The 21501-nt window shown below is 33.2% G+C and carries 19 protein-coding genes; 10 read left to right on the top strand and 9 right to left on the bottom strand.

The features are described from left to right. Positions 1 to 31 precede the first annotated feature (31 nt). The 3 genes from QLQ95_RS04115 to QLQ95_RS04105 all read right to left on the bottom strand — a co-directional run bounded on the left by QLQ95_RS04115 (position 32) and on the right by QLQ95_RS04105 (position 2686). A complete protein-coding gene (locus QLQ95_RS04115; protein WP_250837272.1) occupies positions 32 to 565 on the bottom strand; it encodes an AAA family ATPase in 534 nt (177 codons plus the stop codon). Positions 566 to 987: 422 nt separating this feature from the next. After that, complete coding sequence (locus QLQ95_RS04110) at positions 988 to 1782, bottom strand: hypothetical protein (RefSeq protein ID WP_428239139.1); 795 nt, start codon at positions 1780 to 1782, stop codon at positions 988 to 990. Further along, positions 1775 to 2686, bottom strand: a complete 912-nt coding sequence (locus QLQ95_RS04105) for an alpha/beta hydrolase family protein (RefSeq protein WP_428239140.1) — start codon at positions 2684 to 2686, stop codon at positions 1775 to 1777. Before QLQ95_RS04105 ends, QLQ95_RS04110 begins: the two co-directional genes overlap by 8 nt. A 299-nt stretch (positions 2687 to 2985) precedes the next feature. On the opposite strand from QLQ95_RS04105, the gene QLQ95_RS04100 reads away from it, so the two are divergent. From QLQ95_RS04100 to QLQ95_RS04085, 4 genes are all read left to right on the top strand, one after another. After that, positions 2986 to 3282 (top strand): DUF493 family protein, encoded by a 297-nt coding sequence (locus QLQ95_RS04100; protein WP_066033683.1) that lies wholly within the window; start codon positions 2986 to 2988, stop codon positions 3280 to 3282. A gap of 4 nt (positions 3283 to 3286) precedes the next feature. Continuing rightward, positions 3287 to 4009, top strand: a complete 723-nt coding sequence (locus QLQ95_RS04095) for a DUF4290 domain-containing protein (protein ID WP_095929489.1) — start codon at positions 3287 to 3289, stop codon at positions 4007 to 4009. A gap of 187 nt (positions 4010 to 4196) precedes the next feature. After that, a complete protein-coding gene (gene murA / locus QLQ95_RS04090; protein ID WP_095929490.1) occupies positions 4197 to 5510 on the top strand; it encodes a UDP-N-acetylglucosamine 1-carboxyvinyltransferase in 1314 nt (437 codons plus the stop codon). Positions 5511 to 5599: 89 nt separating this feature from the next. Further along, entirely contained in the window at positions 5600 to 6478 is an 879-nt protein-coding gene (locus QLQ95_RS04085) for a cation diffusion facilitator family transporter (RefSeq protein ID WP_095929491.1), read from the top strand. A 259-nt stretch (positions 6479 to 6737) separates the two neighbouring features. Here the strand turns inward: QLQ95_RS04085 and QLQ95_RS04080 are convergent, their stop codons facing one another. From QLQ95_RS04080 to QLQ95_RS04070, 3 genes are all read right to left on the bottom strand, one after another. Beyond that, positions 6738 to 9227 carry a DUF5686 and carboxypeptidase regulatory-like domain-containing protein gene (locus tag QLQ95_RS04080; protein WP_482502742.1) on the bottom strand — a complete coding sequence of 830 codons (2490 nt, stop codon included), beginning with the start codon at positions 9225 to 9227 and terminating at the stop codon, positions 6738 to 6740. A 170-nt stretch (positions 9228 to 9397) separates the two neighbouring features. Then, positions 9398 to 9811 carry a type II 3-dehydroquinate dehydratase gene (gene aroQ / locus QLQ95_RS04075; protein ID WP_456897178.1) on the bottom strand — a complete coding sequence of 138 codons (414 nt, stop codon included), beginning with the start codon at positions 9809 to 9811 and terminating at the stop codon, positions 9398 to 9400. 128 nt (positions 9812 to 9939) lie between these two features. Further along, positions 9940 to 10497, bottom strand: coding sequence for a porin family protein (locus QLQ95_RS04070; RefSeq protein WP_095929494.1), 558 nt, complete (start codon positions 10495 to 10497; stop codon positions 9940 to 9942). A gap of 290 nt (positions 10498 to 10787) precedes the next feature. Between QLQ95_RS04070 and QLQ95_RS04065 the strand changes: the two genes are divergently transcribed. From QLQ95_RS04065 to QLQ95_RS04050, 4 genes are all read left to right on the top strand, one after another. Further along, the gene (locus QLQ95_RS04065; protein WP_320493161.1) at positions 10788 to 11291 is read left to right on the top strand and encodes a hypothetical protein; all 504 of its coding nucleotides are present in this window, start codon (positions 10788 to 10790) and stop codon (positions 11289 to 11291) included. Positions 11292 to 11499: 208 nt separating this feature from the next. Then, positions 11500 to 12075, top strand: coding sequence for a porin family protein (locus QLQ95_RS04060; RefSeq protein ID WP_320493162.1), 576 nt, complete (start codon positions 11500 to 11502; stop codon positions 12073 to 12075). 79 nt (positions 12076 to 12154) lie between these two features. Continuing rightward, positions 12155 to 13051, top strand: a complete 897-nt coding sequence (gene xerD / locus QLQ95_RS04055) for a site-specific tyrosine recombinase XerD (protein ID WP_320493163.1) — start codon at positions 12155 to 12157, stop codon at positions 13049 to 13051. 151 nt (positions 13052 to 13202) lie between these two features. Next, on the top strand, positions 13203 to 14723 hold the full coding sequence (locus QLQ95_RS04050; protein WP_482502738.1) for a PAS domain-containing sensor histidine kinase: 1521 nt from the start codon (positions 13203 to 13205) through the stop codon (positions 14721 to 14723). 70 nt (positions 14724 to 14793) lie between these two features. On the opposite strand, the gene rny is transcribed toward QLQ95_RS04050, so the two are convergent. The 3 genes from rny to QLQ95_RS04035 form a co-directional block, all read right to left on the bottom strand. After that, a complete protein-coding gene (rny, locus tag QLQ95_RS04045; RefSeq protein WP_091497308.1) occupies positions 14794 to 16353 on the bottom strand; it encodes a ribonuclease Y in 1560 nt (519 codons plus the stop codon). 209 nt (positions 16354 to 16562) lie between these two features. Next, a complete protein-coding gene (locus QLQ95_RS04040; RefSeq protein ID WP_250837260.1) occupies positions 16563 to 16856 on the bottom strand; it encodes a cell division protein ZapA in 294 nt (97 codons plus the stop codon). 4 nt (positions 16857 to 16860) lie between these two features. Continuing rightward, positions 16861 to 17151, bottom strand: coding sequence for a hypothetical protein (locus QLQ95_RS04035; RefSeq protein WP_095929500.1), 291 nt, complete (start codon positions 17149 to 17151; stop codon positions 16861 to 16863). Positions 17152 to 17331: 180 nt separating this feature from the next. On the opposite strand from QLQ95_RS04035, the gene QLQ95_RS04030 reads away from it, so the two are divergent. Together QLQ95_RS04030 and QLQ95_RS04025 are read left to right on the top strand one after the other, a co-directional pair. Then, on the top strand, positions 17332 to 19014 hold the full coding sequence (locus tag QLQ95_RS04030; protein WP_482502736.1) for a M23 family metallopeptidase: 1683 nt from the start codon (positions 17332 to 17334) through the stop codon (positions 19012 to 19014). Positions 19015 to 19026: 12 nt separating this feature from the next. Then, a complete protein-coding gene (locus QLQ95_RS04025) occupies positions 19027 to 21492 on the top strand; it encodes a carboxypeptidase-like regulatory domain-containing protein (protein ID WP_482502734.1) in 2466 nt (821 codons plus the stop codon). The last annotated feature ends 9 nt before the right edge of the window (positions 21493 to 21501 follow it).

Below are 21501 nucleotides of genomic sequence, written 5' to 3'. Positions count from 1 at the left end.
GTTTCTAGTTTTGCAACTTTAAACCATACCGCTAAATTTTGTCTAAGATATAAAGAATTCTGTTTTCAACTGTATCTTTAGGAACTTCAATCAGTTCGTAACCATATTTTTTGTAAGTTTCAACAAGGTGCTCTTGGATTTTTACTGCCTGATCAAAATTTTCATAACGTTCAGAATCACTTTGGTAAATTTCTTCCCAAGGCGGTAAAATAAAAGTTTTAGAATATTTATAATCTTCGCATGCTTTAACGAAACTTTCCGGATATTCATCGCCAATATAATCCATATAAGCTACCACATCTGGAATTCCTCTGTCAATAAAAACCACATTATCAGGTTCTTCAAGAGCATTTTTATATTGATCGATACGACCTTCCAATAGCATTTCGCTAAACAAAAGCGGCTGTTCTAGAAACAACTGCTCAATGCCTTGTTCTTGCGCTTTCATGGTAACCTGTCTAGAGATTTCTGGATAGCAGCAAAAGCCACGAGCTACCAATTCGTTAATAAGTGTTGATTTTCCAGTACCAGGTCCGCCAAGCAAGACTATAATTTCTTTTTGCACTATTCTAAAAATAAAGCGCAAATTTACCTAAACTTATTTATAATTAAAAAGAATATTTGCTTGAAGCGAAAGATTTGGCATTTTTTCTAGTCATGGGTTCCTGCTGTCCGCTGCAATCTTATGCTTTTTAAAGAAAAAAGCAAAAGGATTTCCGCTTCCATCAGGGCTAAAAAGGAGAGATGGTTTTGTTTTTGGAATTATTTTATGAATGTAATTTTACGAAACAAAAAAGTCCCAGAGGGACGACATATTTATAGAGAAAATAGGGATGTCATAGGTTAAAAAGCTCTGGAGGAGCGAAACATTTTATTGTAATTAATATGTCGCTCCTCCGGAGCTTTTTGATATGTGGTAAATTGTTTTTCTATAAATATTTTGCTCCGCTGGAGCAGTTTCTAAAATGGGAAAAAGAAAACTATTTTTTATGCTCTTCCTGAAATGTTTAGATTTGAATAATTATGTTTGGTTAAATTGATCTTTAAATTAATATTGCAGTTTCCGCCGTCACTCATATCTATTAGGCTATATTGAAATGTTTCATTCAAATCGAAATCTTTACAATAACAGCTTATCCATATTTCTTTTTCTTGTTTTTCATTTAAAACAACAATACATTGTTTTAGGTATTGATTTATATTTCTAAGTTTTGAACTATTTTCTGAAAAGCATTTTTTTAAAATTTCATCCAATTCGGTTAATTCGTTTTGATTTAAATCTAAAGGTTTGATATTTTTTGATCTATTTCGAAAGTATCTTTCATGAAATTTTTCTTCAAAACTAAAAAAAGCGTAGTCCTTATGTTTTTTTAAATCTAATTTACTTTTTGTATGAAACACATTCTTTTTGACTTCAATTTTTAGAGGAAAGTCTCCGTCAATAAATTCAATGAAATTATTTTTTATGACTGCTTTTTTACTTCCGTTATAACGGAAACGTGTTTGACTGAAATAAATAGTGTCATTTTTCTTGTAGCAGAAGTCATTAAATTTTTCTAATTTTTCATGATTTATATCTTTGTCAATAATTGTAAAGATATATGAGCTATCGGAGAAAAATTGAAATTTGAAGCTTGACTTGCCAAAGAAATTATAATGATTTACAGCAGAGATTTGCTCGATCTTTTGTTCATTTTTTTTAGATTTAGATTCTTTACATTGAATGCATAATCCTAGAATAATTATTGACAATATTATTTTCATAGGTTTTATTTTACTCACAAAACAAATACTTCCCAGAACTTTTTCCGTTTTTAGAAGGAACAATCAAATGCGATTGGAATTTTTTGCCTTTCAGAACATCATTCACAAAATCTAAAACATATTGTTGTCCTTCGTGGAAAAGATAACCAGAGAATTCATGTCCGCCACCGCAGAAAGTAATCAGTTCGATGTCTTTATGCAAATCGTTCATTTGATTATAAACGGCATAAGAGCCAAAAAGAATCAACCAACCAGAAGCATTTGTTGGGCAAGAACGATGTGAACCTGCAGCGTACGGAACAGTATCATCATTGCTTCCGTGCGCCAATAACATCGGAATTGCTTTTTCTTTTGTAATCAAATTAATATCTTGAATCGCTCCCGAACCTCCAATGAAACCTTTGTATTTAAAGTTATCAGGCAGATTGCTTTTGTATAAATTCATCAATTTATAATCCCAGAACGAAGCGTGAAAACCAATTTCTGCCCCAGCGCTAATTCCAGAAATAAAGATTTTTGAAGTGTCAAAATTATATTTATCAGCATTCTCAACTAAGAAAGCTGTTGCCTGCCACATATCGCTTACGCCAATTTGGATCGCTTTTATTTTTTCGGTTAAAGTTCCTTTACAGCCAAAATCTTTTCCTTTCATATATAAACTGTACGAAATACTGGCAACGGCATAACCGTTTTGAGCCATAAATTTTCCGAATTCTTTTTCGCTTGTTCGTTCTCCGCCAGAAAATCCACCACCGAAAGCGAACATAATCAACGGAATTTTTTCGCCAGCTTTTTTCTTAGGCAGATATAGATCTAAATCCAGTTTTAAAGTGTCATTTTGGAAATAGGTTAGAGTTTTAATTTCTTGTGCCTGAACTGAATTTAGTGTAAGAACTATAAAAAGTAAAAGGAGTTTTTTCATTGTAGTATTTTTTAATCTCGCAAAGTCGCAGAGACGCAAAGTAATTTCTTAAAAGCTTAATTAGTAAAAAAAACTTTGCGTCTCTGCGACTTTGCGAGCAATTTTTTAAGCAGATTATTTCTCAAATATAAGCGTAAATTTTACAAAGAAATAATCTTCGAATACTTTTTTCTATGCACCTTTGAGCCTTTGTAACTTTGTCCCTTTAAAACAAAGTTTTAACCCCGAAAAAATTCTAAAATCTAAACTCAGAAATCTAAAATCAAAAACCGTATATTTGCGTTTATTTTTAATTACAAATGGAGAACGATAAAGAAAAAAATACAGCCGAATTTTACGAAAGATTAAAAGTGGAGCTTGATAACGCAAACACTTGGCCGGCAGAATATTTGTACAAATTTATTGTACCTTCTGTAGCAGATAATGTAGAGCGTGTTGAAAAAGCTTTCGATAGAATGGGAGCGGTGATTAAAACAACAAAATCAAAAACTGGTAAATTTACCAGCGTTTCTGTAGATGTTACTATGCACAGCTCAGATGATGTAATCAGTAAATACAAAGAAGTTTCTACAATAGAAGGTATAGTTTCATTATAAACTTATGATCGAAAAATATAAAAGAGAAGCCGCAAGTGACGTTGTTTTCAATTTAGAATACAATTCTGAAAGACAGCGTTTAATTATTCCGGAGTACGGTCGTCATTTGCAAAAATTGATTGATCAGGCAACTGCAATCGAAGATGATGAAACGCGCAATAAAGCCGCAAAATACATCATTCAGGTTATGGGAAGTCTGAATCCGCATTTGCGTGATGTTCCAGATTTTCAGCATAAACTTTGGGATCAGCTTTTTATTATGTCTGATTTTAAACTTAATGTAGAATCACCATACCCGATTCCGTCAAGAGAAGTTTTGGAGCTAAAACCAGATGCTTTGCAGTATCCGCAGAACTTTCCAAAATATAGATTTTATGGTAATAATATCAAATATATGATTGATGTTGCCAATAAATGGGAAGAAGGCGAAATGAAAAATGCACTGATCATGGTAATCGCCAACCACATGAAAAAATCGTTTTTGAGCTGGAACAAAGACACCGTAAAAGATGATGTGATTTTTGAACATTTATATGAATTATCAGGTGGCAAAATCAACTTATTGCACAGTACAGAAGAACTGTTAAATACTACAGATTTAATGCGTACCAACAAACGCATGTCTAATAAAACAGCTTCTGGTATACAGCCGAAAACTCAGAATAACAAAAACAATAATAAAGGCGGTCAAAAAAAGACATTTCAAAAAAATAATAATCAAAAGTAAAAAAAGCTACTAAGAGGCTAAGCCCCTAAGTTGCTAAGTTTTTTTACTTAGATGCTTAAAAAATAAACAAAAACAAAAATATAAAAAAAGCTGCTAAGCTACTAAGCTACTAAGTTGCTGAGTTTTTTTACTTAGAATCTTAGAATCTCAGAATCTTAGAAACTTTGAAAGAACCTAAACAAGATCTATGGGAATTTTTAAAATCGAAGGAGGAACTCCTTTAAAAGGAGAAATCACTCCGCAAGGAGCAAAAAATGAGGCATTACAAATTTTATGTGCCGTGCTTCTAACAGGAGAGAAAGTAAAAATTAATAACATTCCTGACATTATAGACATCAATAAATTAATCACTTTGTTGGGTAATTTAGGGGTAAAAATTCAACGTAACGAACCAGGTTCGATCACTTTTCAAGCTGACGAAGTTAATGTTGGATATTTAGAAACTGAAGCTTTTAAAAAAGAAGGAGGAGCGCTTCGTGGTTCTATTATGATTGTTGGTCCGCTTTTGGCTCGTTTCGGAAAAGGATATATTCCAAAACCAGGAGGAGATAAAATCGGTCGTCGTAGATTAGATACACACTTTGAAGGTTTTATTAACCTTGGAGCAAAATTTAGATATAACAGAGAAGATCATTTTTACGGAGTAGAATCTCCAAAAGAGGGATTAACTGGAACAGATATGCTTTTAGACGAAGCTTCTGTAACTGGAACTGCAAATATTGTAATGGCAGCAGTTTTAGCAAAAGGAACAACTACAGTTTACAACGCTGCTTGTGAGCCATATTTACAGCAATTGTGTAAAATGCTAAACTCTATGGGAGCAAAAATCACTGGAGTAGGATCTAACTTATTGACTATCGAAGGTGTTGAAAGCCTTGGAGGTTGCGAGCACAGAATTTTACCAGATATGATCGAAATTGGTTCTTGGATTGGTCTTGCAGCTATGACAAAAAGCGAAATCACAATCAAAAATGTAAGCTGGGAAAATTTAGGTTTGATTCCGAATACTTTCAGAAAATTGGGTATCACAATCGAAAAACGTAACGACGATATTTACATTCCTGCTCACAAAGATGGATATGAAGTGAAAACAGATATCGACGGTTCTATCTTAACTATTGCTGATGCTCCATGGCCAGGATTTACACCTGACTTATTAAGTATCGTTTTAGTCGTGGCAACGCAAGCAAAAGGAGACGTTTTAATTCACCAAAAAATGTTCGAAAGCCGTTTGTTCTTCGTGGATAAATTAATCGATATGGGAGCAAAAATTATGTTATGTGATCCGCACAGAGCTGTGGTTATGGGGCATAATTTCGAATCTCAATTGAAAGCAACTACAATGTCTTCTCCTGATATTCGTGCAGGAATCTCATTATTGATTGCGGCGCTTTCTGCAAAAGGAACAAGCACGATCCAGAATATCGAACAAATCGACCGTGGATACGAGCGTATCGACGAGCGTTTGAGAGCAATCGGCGCAAAAATCGTGAGAGCTTAAAAAGTTGATAGCCTTGAATTCACAAATTTTTATTTTCAAAGATTATAAAAAATAATTCGAGAATTCGTGGCGAAAAAAAAATAGTCTAAATGACAAACGAACAAAAAGCTATAAAAGCTACTATCTTTAGTATAGTTGGAAACACCTGCTTGGCCCTTGTAAAAGGTCTTGCAGGTTTTTTTGGCAATTCTTATGCCTTGATTGCAGATGCGATTGAATCGACGACAGATATATTTGCGTCCTTCTTGGTGCTGTTTGGAATCAAATATTCGAATAAACCGGCAGACGAAAATCATCCTTATGGTCATGGTCGCGCAGAACCTCTTATTACGTTTTTGGTTGTTGGATTTTTAATTACTTCAGCAACAATTATTGGCTACGAAAGTATTGCCAATATTGGGACTTCGCACGATTTACCGAAATCCTGGACTCTATATGTTTTAGGCGCAATTATTATCTGGAAAGAGTATTCTTTTCGTTTGGTAATGAAAAGAAGTAAGCAAACAAATAGTTCGTCTTTAGCAGCCGATGCTTGGCATCATAGAAGTGATGCCATTACTTCTGTGGCTGCTTTTATCGGAATTTCAATTGCCTTAATTATGGGCAAAGGTTACGAATCTGCAGATGATTGGGCTGCGCTTTTTGCCGCTTTTTTTATCTTATATAACAGTTATAAAATTTTCAGACCAGCGCTTGGCGAAATCATGGATGAAAATCTAAATGACGATTTAGTAGAAGAAATTCGTGTTGTCGCTTTAACTGTTCAAGGAATTCTTGGAACCGAAAAATGTTTTATTCGTAAAGCAGGAATGCGTTATCATGTTGATCTTCACGCCATAGTTTCGGCAAAAATTTCAGTAAAAGAAGGACATGATTTGTCTCATAAATTGCAAGATACTTTAAAAGAACAAATTCCGCAGTTAGGAAATGTTTTGATTCATATTGAACCAGATGATTATCATTGTTAAAGATGCTAAGGTTCTGAGATGCTAAGATGCTAAGTTTTTTTCTTTGTCAAAGTTTTAAACTTTGACAAAGATTAATTTATAAATCTGCTTAATTTACAATCTAGTTAAAACAAGATTATAAATTAAGCAGATTTTTTTTAAGATTGAAAATCTTTGCGCGGGCTTCGACTTCGCTTAGCCTGACAAAATTAATATTAAGTACTAAAAGAAAACTTAGAATCTTAGCATCTCAGAACCTTAGAACCTTAGAATCTTTTTTTTAATCTAACGCATTCAAAATCTTCAACCCAAAGACAACACCATTTTGCCGAATTCCTCCTTGATAAGAATGCACATAATCTACTCTGAATAATTTAAATTTTCCGAAACCTAAATTGTCTAAACCAACAGTGAATTCAGAATATGGTTTTTTGTCTGGAATCGCTAAAGCATGAAAACCAATATTCATAGTCGATTTTAAAAGATTCAATAACGGAATTTTATTCATGATAAAACCAGTGTCATTGTATTCAGTATGCATTTCAAAATAACTGTCATTTGTACTGTTTGAATAGTATGGCATCATATTAAAAACATTCAAATAACGTTCGCTTGTTCCTATATGGGTTTGGTTTCCGTTGAAATGTCTGTAATCGATAAACGAAATATTTTTTGCATTAAAGAACTTGCCTCCTCTAAAATTGGTTCCTAAAAGACCTTTATTTCCAAGAGATAAATCATATTGAACAGAAGCACCTATTCTTTCGTATTCGTACTTTTTTTCGCTTGCCGCGAATGCTTTTTCGAATGCTAAATAAACGGTCGGATATTTATCATCTTTAAAATTAAATCTGCCGTCTGGTCTTGAAATGTATTTGTTGCCAAAGTTGATTCTAGATGTTACAAGAGCTTTAAATAAATGATGCTGATCAAAAGCGGGAGTTGTAAAATCGTCTGGAGCCAGCGGATTATTGGAAGAATAAAGATCCTCTTTTTTAAAGAACGAATAATCGGTGGTGTTAAAAAGAGGTTTGCGCTGTTCGTATCCAATTTTTCCGGTAAGATTTACTCCATTCGCAATATCTTGACCGTAATTGATTTCAACAAATTCTAAGTTGTAAAGCTTCATGTAATTGTCTTTAAAAAATAAAGAACTTATAGAGTTGATCAAATTAGAAATAGGTTGTGCGCTATTAAATTGCGCTGTTTTTGTTCCTCCAGAACCCCAAATTGTAGCGTAATTCATCGTGTTGAATCGATGGCTGAATTCGCCAATGGCACGAAAACGTTCATCCGAAAATCCGTAATTAAAAGTGGTGCTTATTGAAGTGTTTGTTCCTTTTTCCTCATCCCATTTTTTAAAAGAGAAACCAGAATCGAGATTGAAACCCTGAACCGTATTAAAACTTAAAGAAGAAATATTTAGCAAACCTTTATAATCAAAAGAATATTTCTTGAAAGTGTTTTTATAATCATACCCCATTAAAACATCCCAGACTTTAAATTTATTGTTTTTTGCGTCTAGAGAATCAGTGTATTTTTTTGATTTTCTAATGGTTTGCAAACTGTCTTTTTTGGTGTAATCATTGCTTTCTTCCATAGTTAACGGAATCGGACGAATTTCATTCCAGAAAGCATCATCTTTTTTATTCGCATTGAGGTCAAAAGCCACCAGTTCGTTTCCGAAAGTTTTCTTTTCAAACGATGCTGGAAATTCATAATTCGAATAAACATAATTGAAATTTCCAGAAAACTTTACGCCAAAAATACCCGCATTAAAAGAAAGTGTCTGTGCATTTTTGGACCATATTTTATTTTTGGAGTTATAACTGAAACTCTGTTTTAGATTCATTATTTCAGTAAATTCATTTTTCATTCTATACCCTTTGATATCTAAATCGATGGCATAAATGGCAAAACTATCGTCTACAATATAAATGTAACCTTCAAAAACGGGTTCTTTATCGCGTTTCGGAATGACTTTAATTTTATTAATCTGCTGATTGTTATCGTCGTAAAAAGTGCTTTCTAATTTGTATTTGTAGTAATTAAAAGCATTGTCTGCGATAGGAGAGATGAGTTTAACATCAAAATCTAAAGCATTATCATAAAAATCATAATTGGATAATGCTGCTGTATTGTAACTGTAGCCACGGTTATTTCCAGAAATTTTAGAAGCTATAATGTTTTCTTTAAACTTGTTTGGTTTTTCAAGACTAACTTTAGATATTGTTTCAGATAAATATAAAATTCCTGCTCCTGTCGAATCTAAATTAGCACCCATATCGCTGCCCAATTCTACTTTTTTGCCTAGAATTTTTTTAGGAAGATCTTTGACTTTAAGCATTCCTTTCGAATAAAAGTCGGCGGTATATCTTCCTGTTTTATCTGAGTTTTCTTTTTTATTGGCAATGGCACTTTTTATAATTGCATTTGCGGGATTATTTTTAGGATCAATCACAACTTCATTTAATGCGAAGCTTTCTTCTTGGAGCTGAACATCCAAAATGACTGTTGTTGTTGCTGCGAGAACAATTTTCTTTTGAGTTTTATAGCCTAAATATTGAAAAATTATTGTACTTCCCGCAATTTCTTTTACGTTAAGCTGATATTTTCCTTGTTCGTTAGAAGTGGTGCCGTGATAGGTGCCTTCTTGAAAAATAGAAACAAATGGAAGCGGATTTCCCTTTTCATCGGTTACAGTTCCTTTGATTTGAGCGAAATTAGAAATAGAAAATAATAAAAAAGCGAGTAAAGTATAGTTTCTCATGAAAGTGGTTTCTCTCACAAAAATAAAACAAGTTGAAAATGAGGTTACTAATAATTTGTTAAATTCGATAAGAAACTACTGACTTGTTTGTCAGGCTGAGCCAAATCGAAGCCTCATCTGGTTTCCATTAGCCTTCGACTTTGCTTAGGATGACATTTGTTTAAAAAAAATTATAAAAACGACTGAATCGCTAATTCGTAACTTTTTAAACCAAATCCTAGAATAACGCCTTTGGCATTACCGGATAAATACGACTGATGTCTAAAACTTTCTCTAGCGTAAGTATTAGAAATATGAACTTCTATTACAGGAGTTGTAACGGCTTTCATCGCATCTCCCAAACCAATAGAAGTATGCGTGTATGCGCCTGCATTTAGAATAATCCCGTCATAAGTAAAACCGCATTCTTGAATTTTACCAATCAGTTCGCCTTCAATATTACTTTGATAATATGAAAGTTCAATGTTTGGGAATTTTTGTTTCAACGTTTCAAAATAATCTTCAAAGGTTTGGCTTCCATAAACTTCAGGTTCTCTTTTTCCTAAAAGATTCAAGTTGGGTCCGTTGATAATGCAGATTTTCATATGTGTATGTTTTGTTTTGAGATATTGACATTGCTATTGATTTTTGCAATTGTCATTGAGCTGTGTAAAAATAAAAAAAACCGCAATAATAAATAGAGCGGTTTTTGTAAAAGTATGTGATATATTTTTTAGAACATGAATCCAGCAGAAATCTGGAATACAGAGTTTTTGATATCTGCATTTTTAGAAGCCTCTGTCAAACCTAAACCATAACGACCTTGTAAAAAGATGTTTTCAGTAAGTTTAACGCCTAAACCTGCATTTACACCGAATTCGAATGTTTCACCATTTTTAACATCGAAATCATTTCTTTCACTTACTAAGAAAGAAGCTTGCGGACCAACTTCTAAGCTGAAAGTGTTGTTTAAGTAAAATTTAGCCATTACAGGAATAGCGATATAACCTAGTTCATTTTTAACATCTTCACTCACATCGCTAAATTTATAAGATGCACCTGTAGTAGAGTACAATAGCTCTGGTTGAATAGAAAACTTGTCTAATAATTTTACTTCTGCAACTAAACCAGCGTGGTAGCTAGTGATTCCTTCTTTATCGATTTGATCTGGAAAATCTCCAGTTTGGCTTGCAAAGTTAACCCCTGCTTTTACTCCTAATTTTAGTAATTGTGCTTGTACTGCTGCTGATGTTGCTAGAAACAAAACAGCTGCTAAAAGTATTTTCTTCATAAAAAGGTTTTTAAAAATTGGTATTTTAAAATGTTATTTAAAGTTCAAAACTACATATTTAGCATTTTATTGCATTATAATTTTGATTAAATAATTACTAAAATTCCCACTCAAACTGTTTTTTCAATTTAGAAAAACTTCTTTTCTTCTTTCAAAGCTTTGATTTTCAATTGGTCTATATCGATTTTATTTTTGTCTTATTCTAATACTTTTTAAACTTATCGCGGAGCATTTTTTGTAAGTCTAATCTTATTTTTGTCGAATATTAATCAAATAATATTTTAAAAATTATGAAAAAAATTGTTTTGGCTGCTATTGCAGTAATGACTTTCGGATGGGCAAATGCTCAAGAACAAACAGCAAAAGGCAAATGGTTAATTGAAACTAATACTTCTTTTGGAGCTACCAATGTAGGTAATACAGGATTCTCATTATCGAGTGTTGATGGAGAAACTACTTGGGGATTAGGAGCAGAAGGAGGATATTTTGTAGCTGATAATCTAGCAGTTAAAGTTGGTCTTGGCTATAATGATTTTGGACACAGTGACAATGCATTTTCTTATAAAGTAGGGGCAAAGTATTATTTATTAAATAAATTTCCTTTAGAGGCTTCTTATACTGGAGCTAGTATAAAAGGTTATGATGAAAACCCTTCTTTTGTTGGTTTACAAGGTGGCTATGCTTGGTTTCTTGGAAAAAATGTTTCTGTTGAACCAGGTCTACGTTACAATATTGGTTTGAATGACTATAAAGATGTTTTCCAATTCAACGTTGGTTTCGCTTTACACTTCTAAGTATTTAGTTAATCAAGTGTTTTTTAAAAGCCTCTTCGCTAAAATGAAGAGGCTTTTTGTATTATGGAAATTCTAATTTTTAAATTGGCTTAATTCAAAATTAACAATTACTCTAATATTTACTATTTTATTTGTTAAAAACCTAATGTAGATTTATGAAGAATATTTTTATATTTGATGTGATTAATTTAACCCAAAACAAATTAAAATGAAAAAAATTATTTTATCTGCCATTGCAATTATGGCTTTTGCATTCTCAAATGCTCAGGAAACAAGATTTGGAATAAAAGGAGGTCTTAATATAACAAGTTTTGCTGGTGGTAACTATTATGATGCGAACTCTTTAGTTGGTTTTCAAATAGGAGGTTTTGCTGAAATTAAAGTTATCGAGAGATTGTCTATTCAGCCAGAGCTTTTGTTTTCTACTCAAGGTGCTAAACTTGAATTTGGCAATAGAGATTTTGATACTAAATTAAACTATATTAATGTTCCTGTTTTAGCTAAATTTTACGTTACTAAACAATTTACCGTTGAAGCTGGACCACAATTAGGATTTTTAGTTTCTGCGAAAAGCGAAGGAGAAGATGTTAAAGATGGTTTTAAATCTGTTGATACTGGGTTTAATTTTGGAGTTGGATATAACTTTACAGATAATTTTTCAGTTGGCGCTCGTTATACTGTGGGGTTATCTAATATTGCAGATAATGATGCTGACACTTGGGATGAGTATTATGATAGCCCAAAAAACAGTGTTTTAGCTATAACTGCTGCTTATAAATTCTAATCTGAATTTTAAAATATTTTAAAAACCTTCCCAATGATGGAAGGTTTTTTTATGCCAAAAAATTACTTACTTTGTAAATATGAATTGGAGCAGATACATAAAAGATTATCAGTCGTATTTGAGGATTGAGAGAGGTTTGTCTAAAAATACGATTGAGAACTACGGCTTTGATATCGAACGTTTGTGCCTTTTTTTAGAAACCAATCAAATAGATGTTTCGCCAATAAAAATTTCAGATGAAACATTACAGCAATTTATTTATTCGGTCGCTAAAGAAGTAAATCCGAGATCGCAGGCAAGGATAATTTCTGGACTCAAAAGTTTCTTCAATTATCTGGTTTTTGAAGATTATCGAAATGATAATCCTTTAGAATTAATTGAAGCCCCAAAAACAGGCCGTAAATTACCCGATACTTTATCGCTTCAGGAAATTGACGCTTTGATTGAAAACATCGATTTAAGCACCAACGAAGGCGAGCGAAACCGCGCCATGCTGGAAACTCTTTATGGCTGTGGACTTCGTGTTTCTGAGTTGATTTCGCTAAAAATATCAGATCTGTTTTTTGATGAAGGTTTTATTAAAATTACGGGTAAAGGAAACAAGGAAAGGTTTGTTCCGATAGGATCATTAACTCAGAAATATATTGATATTTATAGAAATGCAATTCGTTGTAATCTCAATATTAAAAAAGGAGCAGAAGATACTTTATTTTTGAATCGAAGAGGAAATCAGTTAACACGCGCGATGGTCTTTACTATCATTAAAGATCTTGCACAAAAAATGGGGTTGAAGAAGAATATAAGTCCGCATACCTTACGCCATTCGTTTGCTACACATCTGCTTGAAAATGGTGCAGATTTGAGATCAATTCAATTAATGTTAGGGCATGAATCTATTACAACAACAGAAATTTATGTTCATCTGGATCGCAGTTTTTTAAAAGAGGTTATGCATAGTTTTCATCCGAGAAAATAATTTTTTATCGTATGTGCGTTTTTTGTTTTGAAAATTTATATATTGTGTTAAAAATTTGCATTAAAAGGAATTAAATATAGCAAAATATGATGTTTTGTTTTGCTTCTCTCGCATAAGTTCTCAATATCTTATTTACATAAAAAAGTAGTATATGGTTTTTGATTTATATGGAAATGACGATTGCTTGGAGGTAAATAATTTTTATAAAAAATTGTTGGCCGAAATGCCCGACCTGCTTTTTCAGTTTGTTATTGATGCTGATAATAATTACACCTTTCCACTTGTAAGTAAATCGGCCGATGAAATATTTGAACTTTCAGCAGTGGATTTTAATAATGACATGAAGTTTATAGTTTACGATCGAATTCTACCACAGGATCGTGAGCTTTTTTTTCAGTCTTTAGTCAAAGCTAGAAAAGAAATAAAACCTTGGGAAATTGAGTTTAGAGCTGTTCTTCCAAAAAAAGGAATGCGCTGGTTTAGGGTTTCCTCTAAAACAGAATCTTCTGCAAATGGAAATGTAATTTTCTATGGACATGTTTCGGATATTACGGAATTGAAAGATAAAGAAGAGAAACTTAGGATTTCTGAAGAACGTTTTCAATTTGCTTTGGATGCCTCTACTGTTGGAATTTGGGACTGGGATATGGTTACTAATAGTGTTTTTTATTCCTCCTTGTCTCTTAAAATTTTAGAACTGGAATCTACCGATATTTTTGATGATCCAGAACGTTGGGATAAAATCGTTCATCCTGATGATCTACCAAAATATTACTCCGATATTCATGAACATTTTGATAATAAGATTCCGTTTTATGAAAATTATCATCGTGTAATGACTTCCAGTGGAAATTACAAATGGATTTTGGATCGGGGAAAAGTGATTAAACGGGATGAAAATGGAAAGCCCTTACGTGTAATTGGAACCCATACAGATGTATCTGCGCAAAAAGAAAAAGAGCTGGAACTTTTAAAAACGATGAAATTGTATAGTGATCAAAACAGTCGTTTATTGAATTTTTCGCATATTGTTTCGCACAATTTAAATACACAGGCCGGGAACATAAAATCGATTTTAGATCTTATCGATGCTGATGTTAGTAAGCAAACTGTAGCTGAAATGCTGGAATACTTGCGAGCCGTTTCTAACGATCTCAATGAGACTATTTCAAATCTTACCCAAATTGTAAAAACGCAAAGCAATATTAATATTGCAGTAGTTCCGTTAAAGCTTTGTGAGTATATCGAGAAGACAATTTCGACTATTAAAGGTTATGATAAACAACGAAAAGTAACGATAATAAACAACGTTCCGAAGTATCTCACGATTAATTTTAATCCGGCGTATATGGAAAGTGTTTTGCTGAATTTTACAACAAATGCAATTAAATATGCACATCCTGATCGTGATCCGATAATTACTTTTGATTTTGCAATAGAGCCAGAAGGATTTAAATCGCTTAAGATTTCAGATAATGGTCTAGGAATCGATTTAAAGGTTTATGGCGATTTAATATTCGGAATGTATAAAACCTTTCATAAACACGAAGAAGCTCGAGGTATCGGGTTGTATATTACAAGAAATCAAATTGAGGCTATGAAAGGAACGGTTGAAGTAGAAAGTGAAGTAGGAGTGGGTACCAGTTTTAAAATCGTTTTTAATGATATGTAAAACTTAAATAGAGATATAAAAATAAAGGCTGTCAATTGACAGCCTTTATTTTTTATATATGTTCCTAAGATTATTTAGCAATATTTACAGCTCTTGTTTCTCTAATAACTGTAACTTTTACTTGTCCAGGGTAGGTCATTTCTGTTTGAATTTTTTGCGAAATTTCAAAAGATAAGTTTGCTGCATTGTCATCAGAAACTTTTTCACTTTCTACAATTACACGAAGTTCTCTACCGGCTTGAATTGCATAAGCATTTTTAACCCCACTGAATCCGTAAGCTACATCTTCAAGATCTTTTAGACGCTGGATGTAAGAATCAAGAACCTGACGTCTTGCACCTGGTCTTGCTCCAGAAATAGCATCACAAACTTGAATGATTGGAGATAACAAAGATTTCATTTCGATCTCATCGTGGTGCGCTCCAATTGCATTGCAAACCTCTTCTTTCTCACCATATTTCTCAGCCCATTGCATACCTAAAAGGGCGTGTGGTAAATCACTTTCTGTATCTGGCACTTTTCCGATATCGTGTAATAAACCAGCTCTTTTAGCTAGTTTTACGTTTAATCCTAATTCTGCAGCCATGATACCGCAAAGTTTAGAAACCTCTCTTGAGTGTTGTAATAAGTTTTGTCCGTAAGAAGAACGGTATTTCATTCTACCCACCACTTTAATTAATTCTGGGTGTAAACCGTGAATTCCTAAGTCGATTACGGTACGTTTTCCAACTTCAATAATTTCGTCATCAATTTGTTTGGCTGTTTTAGCTACAACTTCTTCGATACGTGCTGGGTGAATACGTCCGTCAGTTACCAATTTGTGTAAAGATAAACGAGCAATTTCTCTACGAACAGGATCAAAACAAGAAAGAATGATAGCTTCTGGTGTATCATCAACAATGATTTCAACTCCAGTTGCAGCTTCAAGAGCTCTAATGTTACGTCCTTCACGACCAATAATACGTCCTTTTACATCGTCAGATTCAATGTTGAAAACAGAAACACAGTTTTCAACTGCTTCTTCAGTTCCCACTCTTTGAATAGTGTTGATGATGATTTTTTTAGCTTCTTGCTGTGCAGTTAATTTTGCCTCTTCAATAGTTTCTTGAATATGAGACATTGCTTTCGTTTTAGCTTCAGCTTTTAAACCTTCTACCAATTGCTCTTTTGCTTCTTCAGCAGAAAGACCAGAAATTACTTCTAATTGCTGTAATTGACTTTTATGAAGTTTGTCAACTTCAGCTTGTTTTTTGTCTAAAACCTCAATTTTGTTGTTGTATTCGGCAGTTTTAGCCTCAAAGTCGTCGTTAACTTTTTTAGCTTTAGAAAGTTCGTTAGAAACTTGAGATTCTTTATCGCGTACACGTTTTTCTACTTCAGCAACTTTTTTGTCTCTTGCTAAAATAACTTGTTCGTGTTCTGATTTCAATTCGATAAAACGTTCTTTTGCTTGAAGAATTTTATCTTTTTTGATATTTTCAGCTTCCAAATTAGCGTCTTTTAAGATTGAAGCTGCTTCTTTTTTAGCGTTTTTAATTAGGTTTGAAATATTACTTTTCTCGATAATTTTAGCTATTGCAAAACCTGCTGCAATACCTACAATACCAATGATGATCGTTATGATGTCCATGTTTGTTAGGGTTTATATATAAAAAAAGCCTACATTAATTGCTTGTATAAACTCGTAAAGACAAGTTTTGAGCTAACTCACTGTTCAAGTTTCCCAGCCAAATGGAGGGCATACTATAGTAGCGACGATTTGCTCATTCTAAATTGTTAGTGTTGAGTTTACCAATTGTGAACTAATGTAGGCAGTATCTTAGTTTCTGTAAAGAACGTTTATTTTTCGAGATATTGATCTAAAAGCGAATTTAATCTTTTAATTCTTTCGATAGTCTCTTCTCCATCGATTGCGTTGTCAATTTGTTTTTGTTCTACTTGAGATGCAAATTGTAATGCACACATGGCTAGAACATCTTGTTTGTCACGAACCGCGTAATTTTCTTCGAACTGCTTTATCATAGCATCAATTTTTTTAGAAGCACTTCTAAGTCCTTCTTCCTGACTAGGCTCAACCGTAAGCGGATAAACGCGGTCTGCAATTGATATTTTAATTCTAAGCTTTCCGTCCATATTATTAATCTGATAGTTGTGCTATACAGTAATCAATTTCGCGAATTAATGAATTTATTTTAAGCTTTGTCTCTCTCTTGTTATTGTCGCTGCCAAGTAACGAATTGGCTATTTTAAGTGTTTCATTTTGCTTTTTCAAAGCTTCCATTTCCTCAGATTGTTTCTGGATAATTTGCGCAGCTTTGGCTAATTCTAATCGTAATACTTGATTGTTTTGCTCCAAACCTTTTGATTTCTCAAAAAGCTTTTGGGCTTTATATTCAAGAGTATCAATTATTTCTGCAATTACACTCATTATACATCCTATTCATTACTTAATCCTACAAAGTTAATATTCCTTTTTATTAATGCAATTTTTTATCGATTTTTTTACATTAAAATAGATAAATATATGTAATTCAATTAATTGTAGAATTATAAGTTTTTTCTTGCTTTTATTGGTCTATTTTTCTTTATCTTAGCAAAAATGTTGCTTATGAGATTTTCTGCCTTTACCCTTTTGATTTGTAATTTTATATTTGCTCAAACGCAATATCCTAAAGACTATTTTCGTCCTCCATTAGATATTCCGATGCAGCTTTCGGGTAATTTTGGAGAGTTAAGGCCTAATCATTTTCATGCTGGTTTTGATTTGAAAACCAATCAGAGAGAAGGGTTAACTGTTCATGCTATTGCTGATGGATATGTTTCGAGAATCAAAATTTCGACTTTTGGAAATGGAAAATGCATTTACATCACGCATCCAAATGGTTATACTTCTGTTTATGGACATTTGCAAACACCAACTGGTGCAATTTTGGATTATGTAAAAAAAACACATTACAAAGAAAAGGCGTATGAAATTGAAATGTTTCCAAAGCCAGGTGAACTTCCTGTTTCAAAAGGAGATATAATTGGCCTTTCTGGAAATACAGGTTCGTCTGAAGGTCCGCATCTTCATTTTGAAATAAGAGATACTAAAACGGAGTTTGTCATCAATCCGATATTCTTTGGTTTTGATCAAAATTTAAAAGATACCAAAAAGCCTACTTTGTCAAGTTTATATGTTTATCCTTTGGATAATGGTACTGTAAATCTTTCAAAACAGCCTTTGTTGGTTAATATGGTGCTTCAGAAAGATGGAACTTATTTAGCTTCTAAAGTAAAAGCTAACGGAAAAATAGGTTTCGGAATTAATGCGGTAGATACAGATGATGTCTCACATAACAAAAATGGTGTTTTTAATGTTTCAACTTTTTTAAACGGAAATCAGAATTATAATTATCAATTTAATACCTATTCTTTTGATGAAATGCGTTACATCAATGCTCTGATAGATTATTCTCGTTATAAAAAATCTGGACAGCGCGTGCAAAAGCTTTTTATGAAAACGCCTTTTGCTTTAAGCATTATAAAAACAGATTCTCTTCGTGGTATTGTAAAAGCAGAACCTAATTTAACTTCAAATTACAAAATCGAGGTTTCAGATTATTTTGGAAACATGAATTCGGTGACCGTTCCAATTGAGTTTGATACCGCGATGCCACTTGTAGAAGCGGAGCCGGTTAACGGAAAATATTTTATTAAGTATAACAGAGATGCCAACTTTGAGAAAGATAATATGTCGGTTTTCTTTCCAGCAGGAACTTTCTATGATGATTTTAATATGAATTTTGATGTTAGAAATAACAAAGTTTTTATTCATGACGATACGGTTCCGGTGCATTCTAATTTTACAATTACGATAAAAGACGATACTTATCCGGAATCATTACGAGACAAGCTATATATTGGTAAAGGAACAAGCTATAATGGAACCATTAGAAAAGGAGACGTTTTTACTGCCAAGGCAAAAATATTAGGTGCATATGGTTTGGTTTTGGATACAATTGGGCCAGTGATAAAAATTGCAAAACCAGTTGAAGGAAAATGGATTAGCGATCAAAAGAAAATTGACTTTACAATAGGCGATGCTTTGTCGGGAATTAAGTCTTATAATGGATATTTAAACGGAAGTTGGGTTTTGTTTGAATACGAAAATAAAGCCAGAAGAATTACTCATACTTTTGATGATCAGTATTTGGCAGAAGGAGAAAACGTTTTAAAAATTGAGGTAGTTGATAATGTAGGAAATACTACTATCTTTGAAACTCGTTTTTTCAGAAGTCAAAAAAAATAAAACCCCAAATCTTTGAGTCAAAATAGGTTTACATTCGCTTTTCTCTTTTTATTTTTCAGCTGTATTGCATTAGCTCAAAACGCTCATATTAAAGGGCTGATTTTAGATGCAGAGAAACATCCTGTTTCGGGTGTAAACGTTTCTTGGCAGAATACTTTAGTTCAATCAGATTCGAATGGTTTTTATGAAATCGTAATTCCTTCCAACAAAAAAGTTTCTTTGATTTTCACTCACGTTTCATTAAAAATGATGAGTCTAACCGTTAGTTTGAAAACAAATGAAGTTTTTGTTTTTAATCCGATTATGAATAATTCTGAGGAGCAAATGGGAGAGGTTTTTGTTTCTTCTGGAAATAGAAAGCGAGTTCAAGGGATTGCCTCTGTTGATACGGAAACCATAAAGAAAATTCCAGGCGCAAATGCCGGAATCGAAAATATTCTGAAAACGCTTCCGGGTGTTAATTCAAACAACGAGTTGAGTTCGCAATATATGGTGCGAGGCGGGAATTATGATGAAAATCTAGTTTATGTGAATGAAGTAGAAGTTTATCGTCCGTTTTTAATTCGTTCGGGACAGCAAGAAGGTTTGAGTTTTACGAATACAGATTTGGTTCAAAATGTTGAATTTTCTGCTGGTGGATTTCAAGCCAAGTTTGGAGATAAATTGTCTTCTGTTTTAGATATTACTTATCGCAAGCCAACTCAATTTGGTGCTGCTTTTGAAGCCAGTTTTCTAGGAGGAAGTGCTGCAGTCGATTTAGTGTCTAAAAACAAAAAATGGTCAGCGGTAACTGGAGTGCGTTATAGAAATAATAGCCTTTTAGTAAATAGCCAAGATACAGAGACGAATTACAAACCGACTTTTGCCGACATTCAAACGAATATCAATTATGATATTTCTGAAAAATGGCAAATGAGCTTTTTAGGAAATATTTCTCAAAATAAATATTCATATGAACCTTTGGTGCGCCAAACTAATTTTGGTACAGCAGACCAGCCAATGGCGCTTTCAGTTTATTATGACGGGCAAGAAAAAGATCAATACGATACTTATTTTGGGGCTCTGAAAACTACTTACAAAGCATCTTCTACACTTACTTTAAAATTAATTGGTTCTTTATTTCATACTACAGAAAAGGAGCATTTTGATATTTTGGCTCAATATCGTTTAGGAAGCGTAAATGCTGAAGATCCAGAAAATGCTTCGGCTATTGATTTTACGCGCGGAATTGGTTCTCAGCTAAATCATGCCCGTAACGATTTGGATGCTTTAATTGCAAATATTGAACTGAAAGGAATTCAGAACTGGAAAGAAAGCCAGTTAGAATTTGGTTTAAAATATACTAGAGAATCTATTCGAGATCGAGTAGTAGAATGGGAGGTAATCGATTCTGCTGGATTTTCTATAAATCCGCCTTTGCTTATTCTTCCAAAAAATAATCAGCCCTACGCTCCTTATACTGGGCCGCTTTTGCCGTATCAAGATATTCGTGCTACAAATTTTAATACCATAAATAGATTTTCTGGTTATGCGCAGTGGAATAAACAATCAGAAATTGGTTCAAGTCAGATTTGGTATCATTTAGGAGCGCGTTTTCAAGGATGGAATGTTTCGGGAGCAATAGAAGAAGGAAAAACACAATTTGTAGTAAGTCCGCGTGCGCAATTTGCAATAAAACCAGATTGGGATCGCGATATGGTTTTTAGAATTTCTGGAGGATTGTATCATCAGCCGCCATTTTATAGGGAACTTCGAGATCTGGACGGCGTCGTAAATCCGAATGTAAAAGCACAAGAAGCGATTCATGTTGTTTTGGGTAACGACTATAATTTTAAAATGTGGAATCGCCCCTTTAAATGGGTAACGGAACTTTATTATAAATCACTTTCAGATGTAAACGTGTATTCTATCGATAATGTTCGTATTCGTTATGTTGCCAATAATAATGCAAAAGCATATGCGCAAGGTTTAGATTTTAGATTAAACGGCGAATTTGTGCCTGGAACCGAATCTTGGGTAAGTTTTGGGTACATGAAAACGGAAGAAAATTACGAAAACAAAGGATATATTGCCCGTCCGACAGATCAGAGATTAAAGTTTGCGATGTTGTTTCAGGATTATATGCCCAACATTCCAAGTGTGAAAGTATATTTGAACTTGGTTTATAATACAGGTTTGCCAGGTGGTGCGCCTGCTTACACAGATCCATACTTGTATCAAAATAGATTGAATGATTATAGAAGAGCAGATATTGGTTTTGCAAAAGTTTTTGTAGACAGCAGTACGCAGAACACAAAAACGGGCTGGCTAAAAAACTTTAAAGAATTGTCTTTGGGGTTAGAAATTTTTAATCTCTTTAATAATCAAAATGCGATTACAAATACTTGGGTTCGTGATGTGTACTCAAAAAATCAATATGCGATTCCAAATTATATGACTTCGAGGGTTTTTAACGTTAAAATTAACGCGAGGCTTTAATCTGCTCCG

The organism is Flavobacterium sp. B330r, from assembly GCF_056824325.1.
This window is presented reverse-complemented; position numbering and strand designations above follow the sequence as displayed.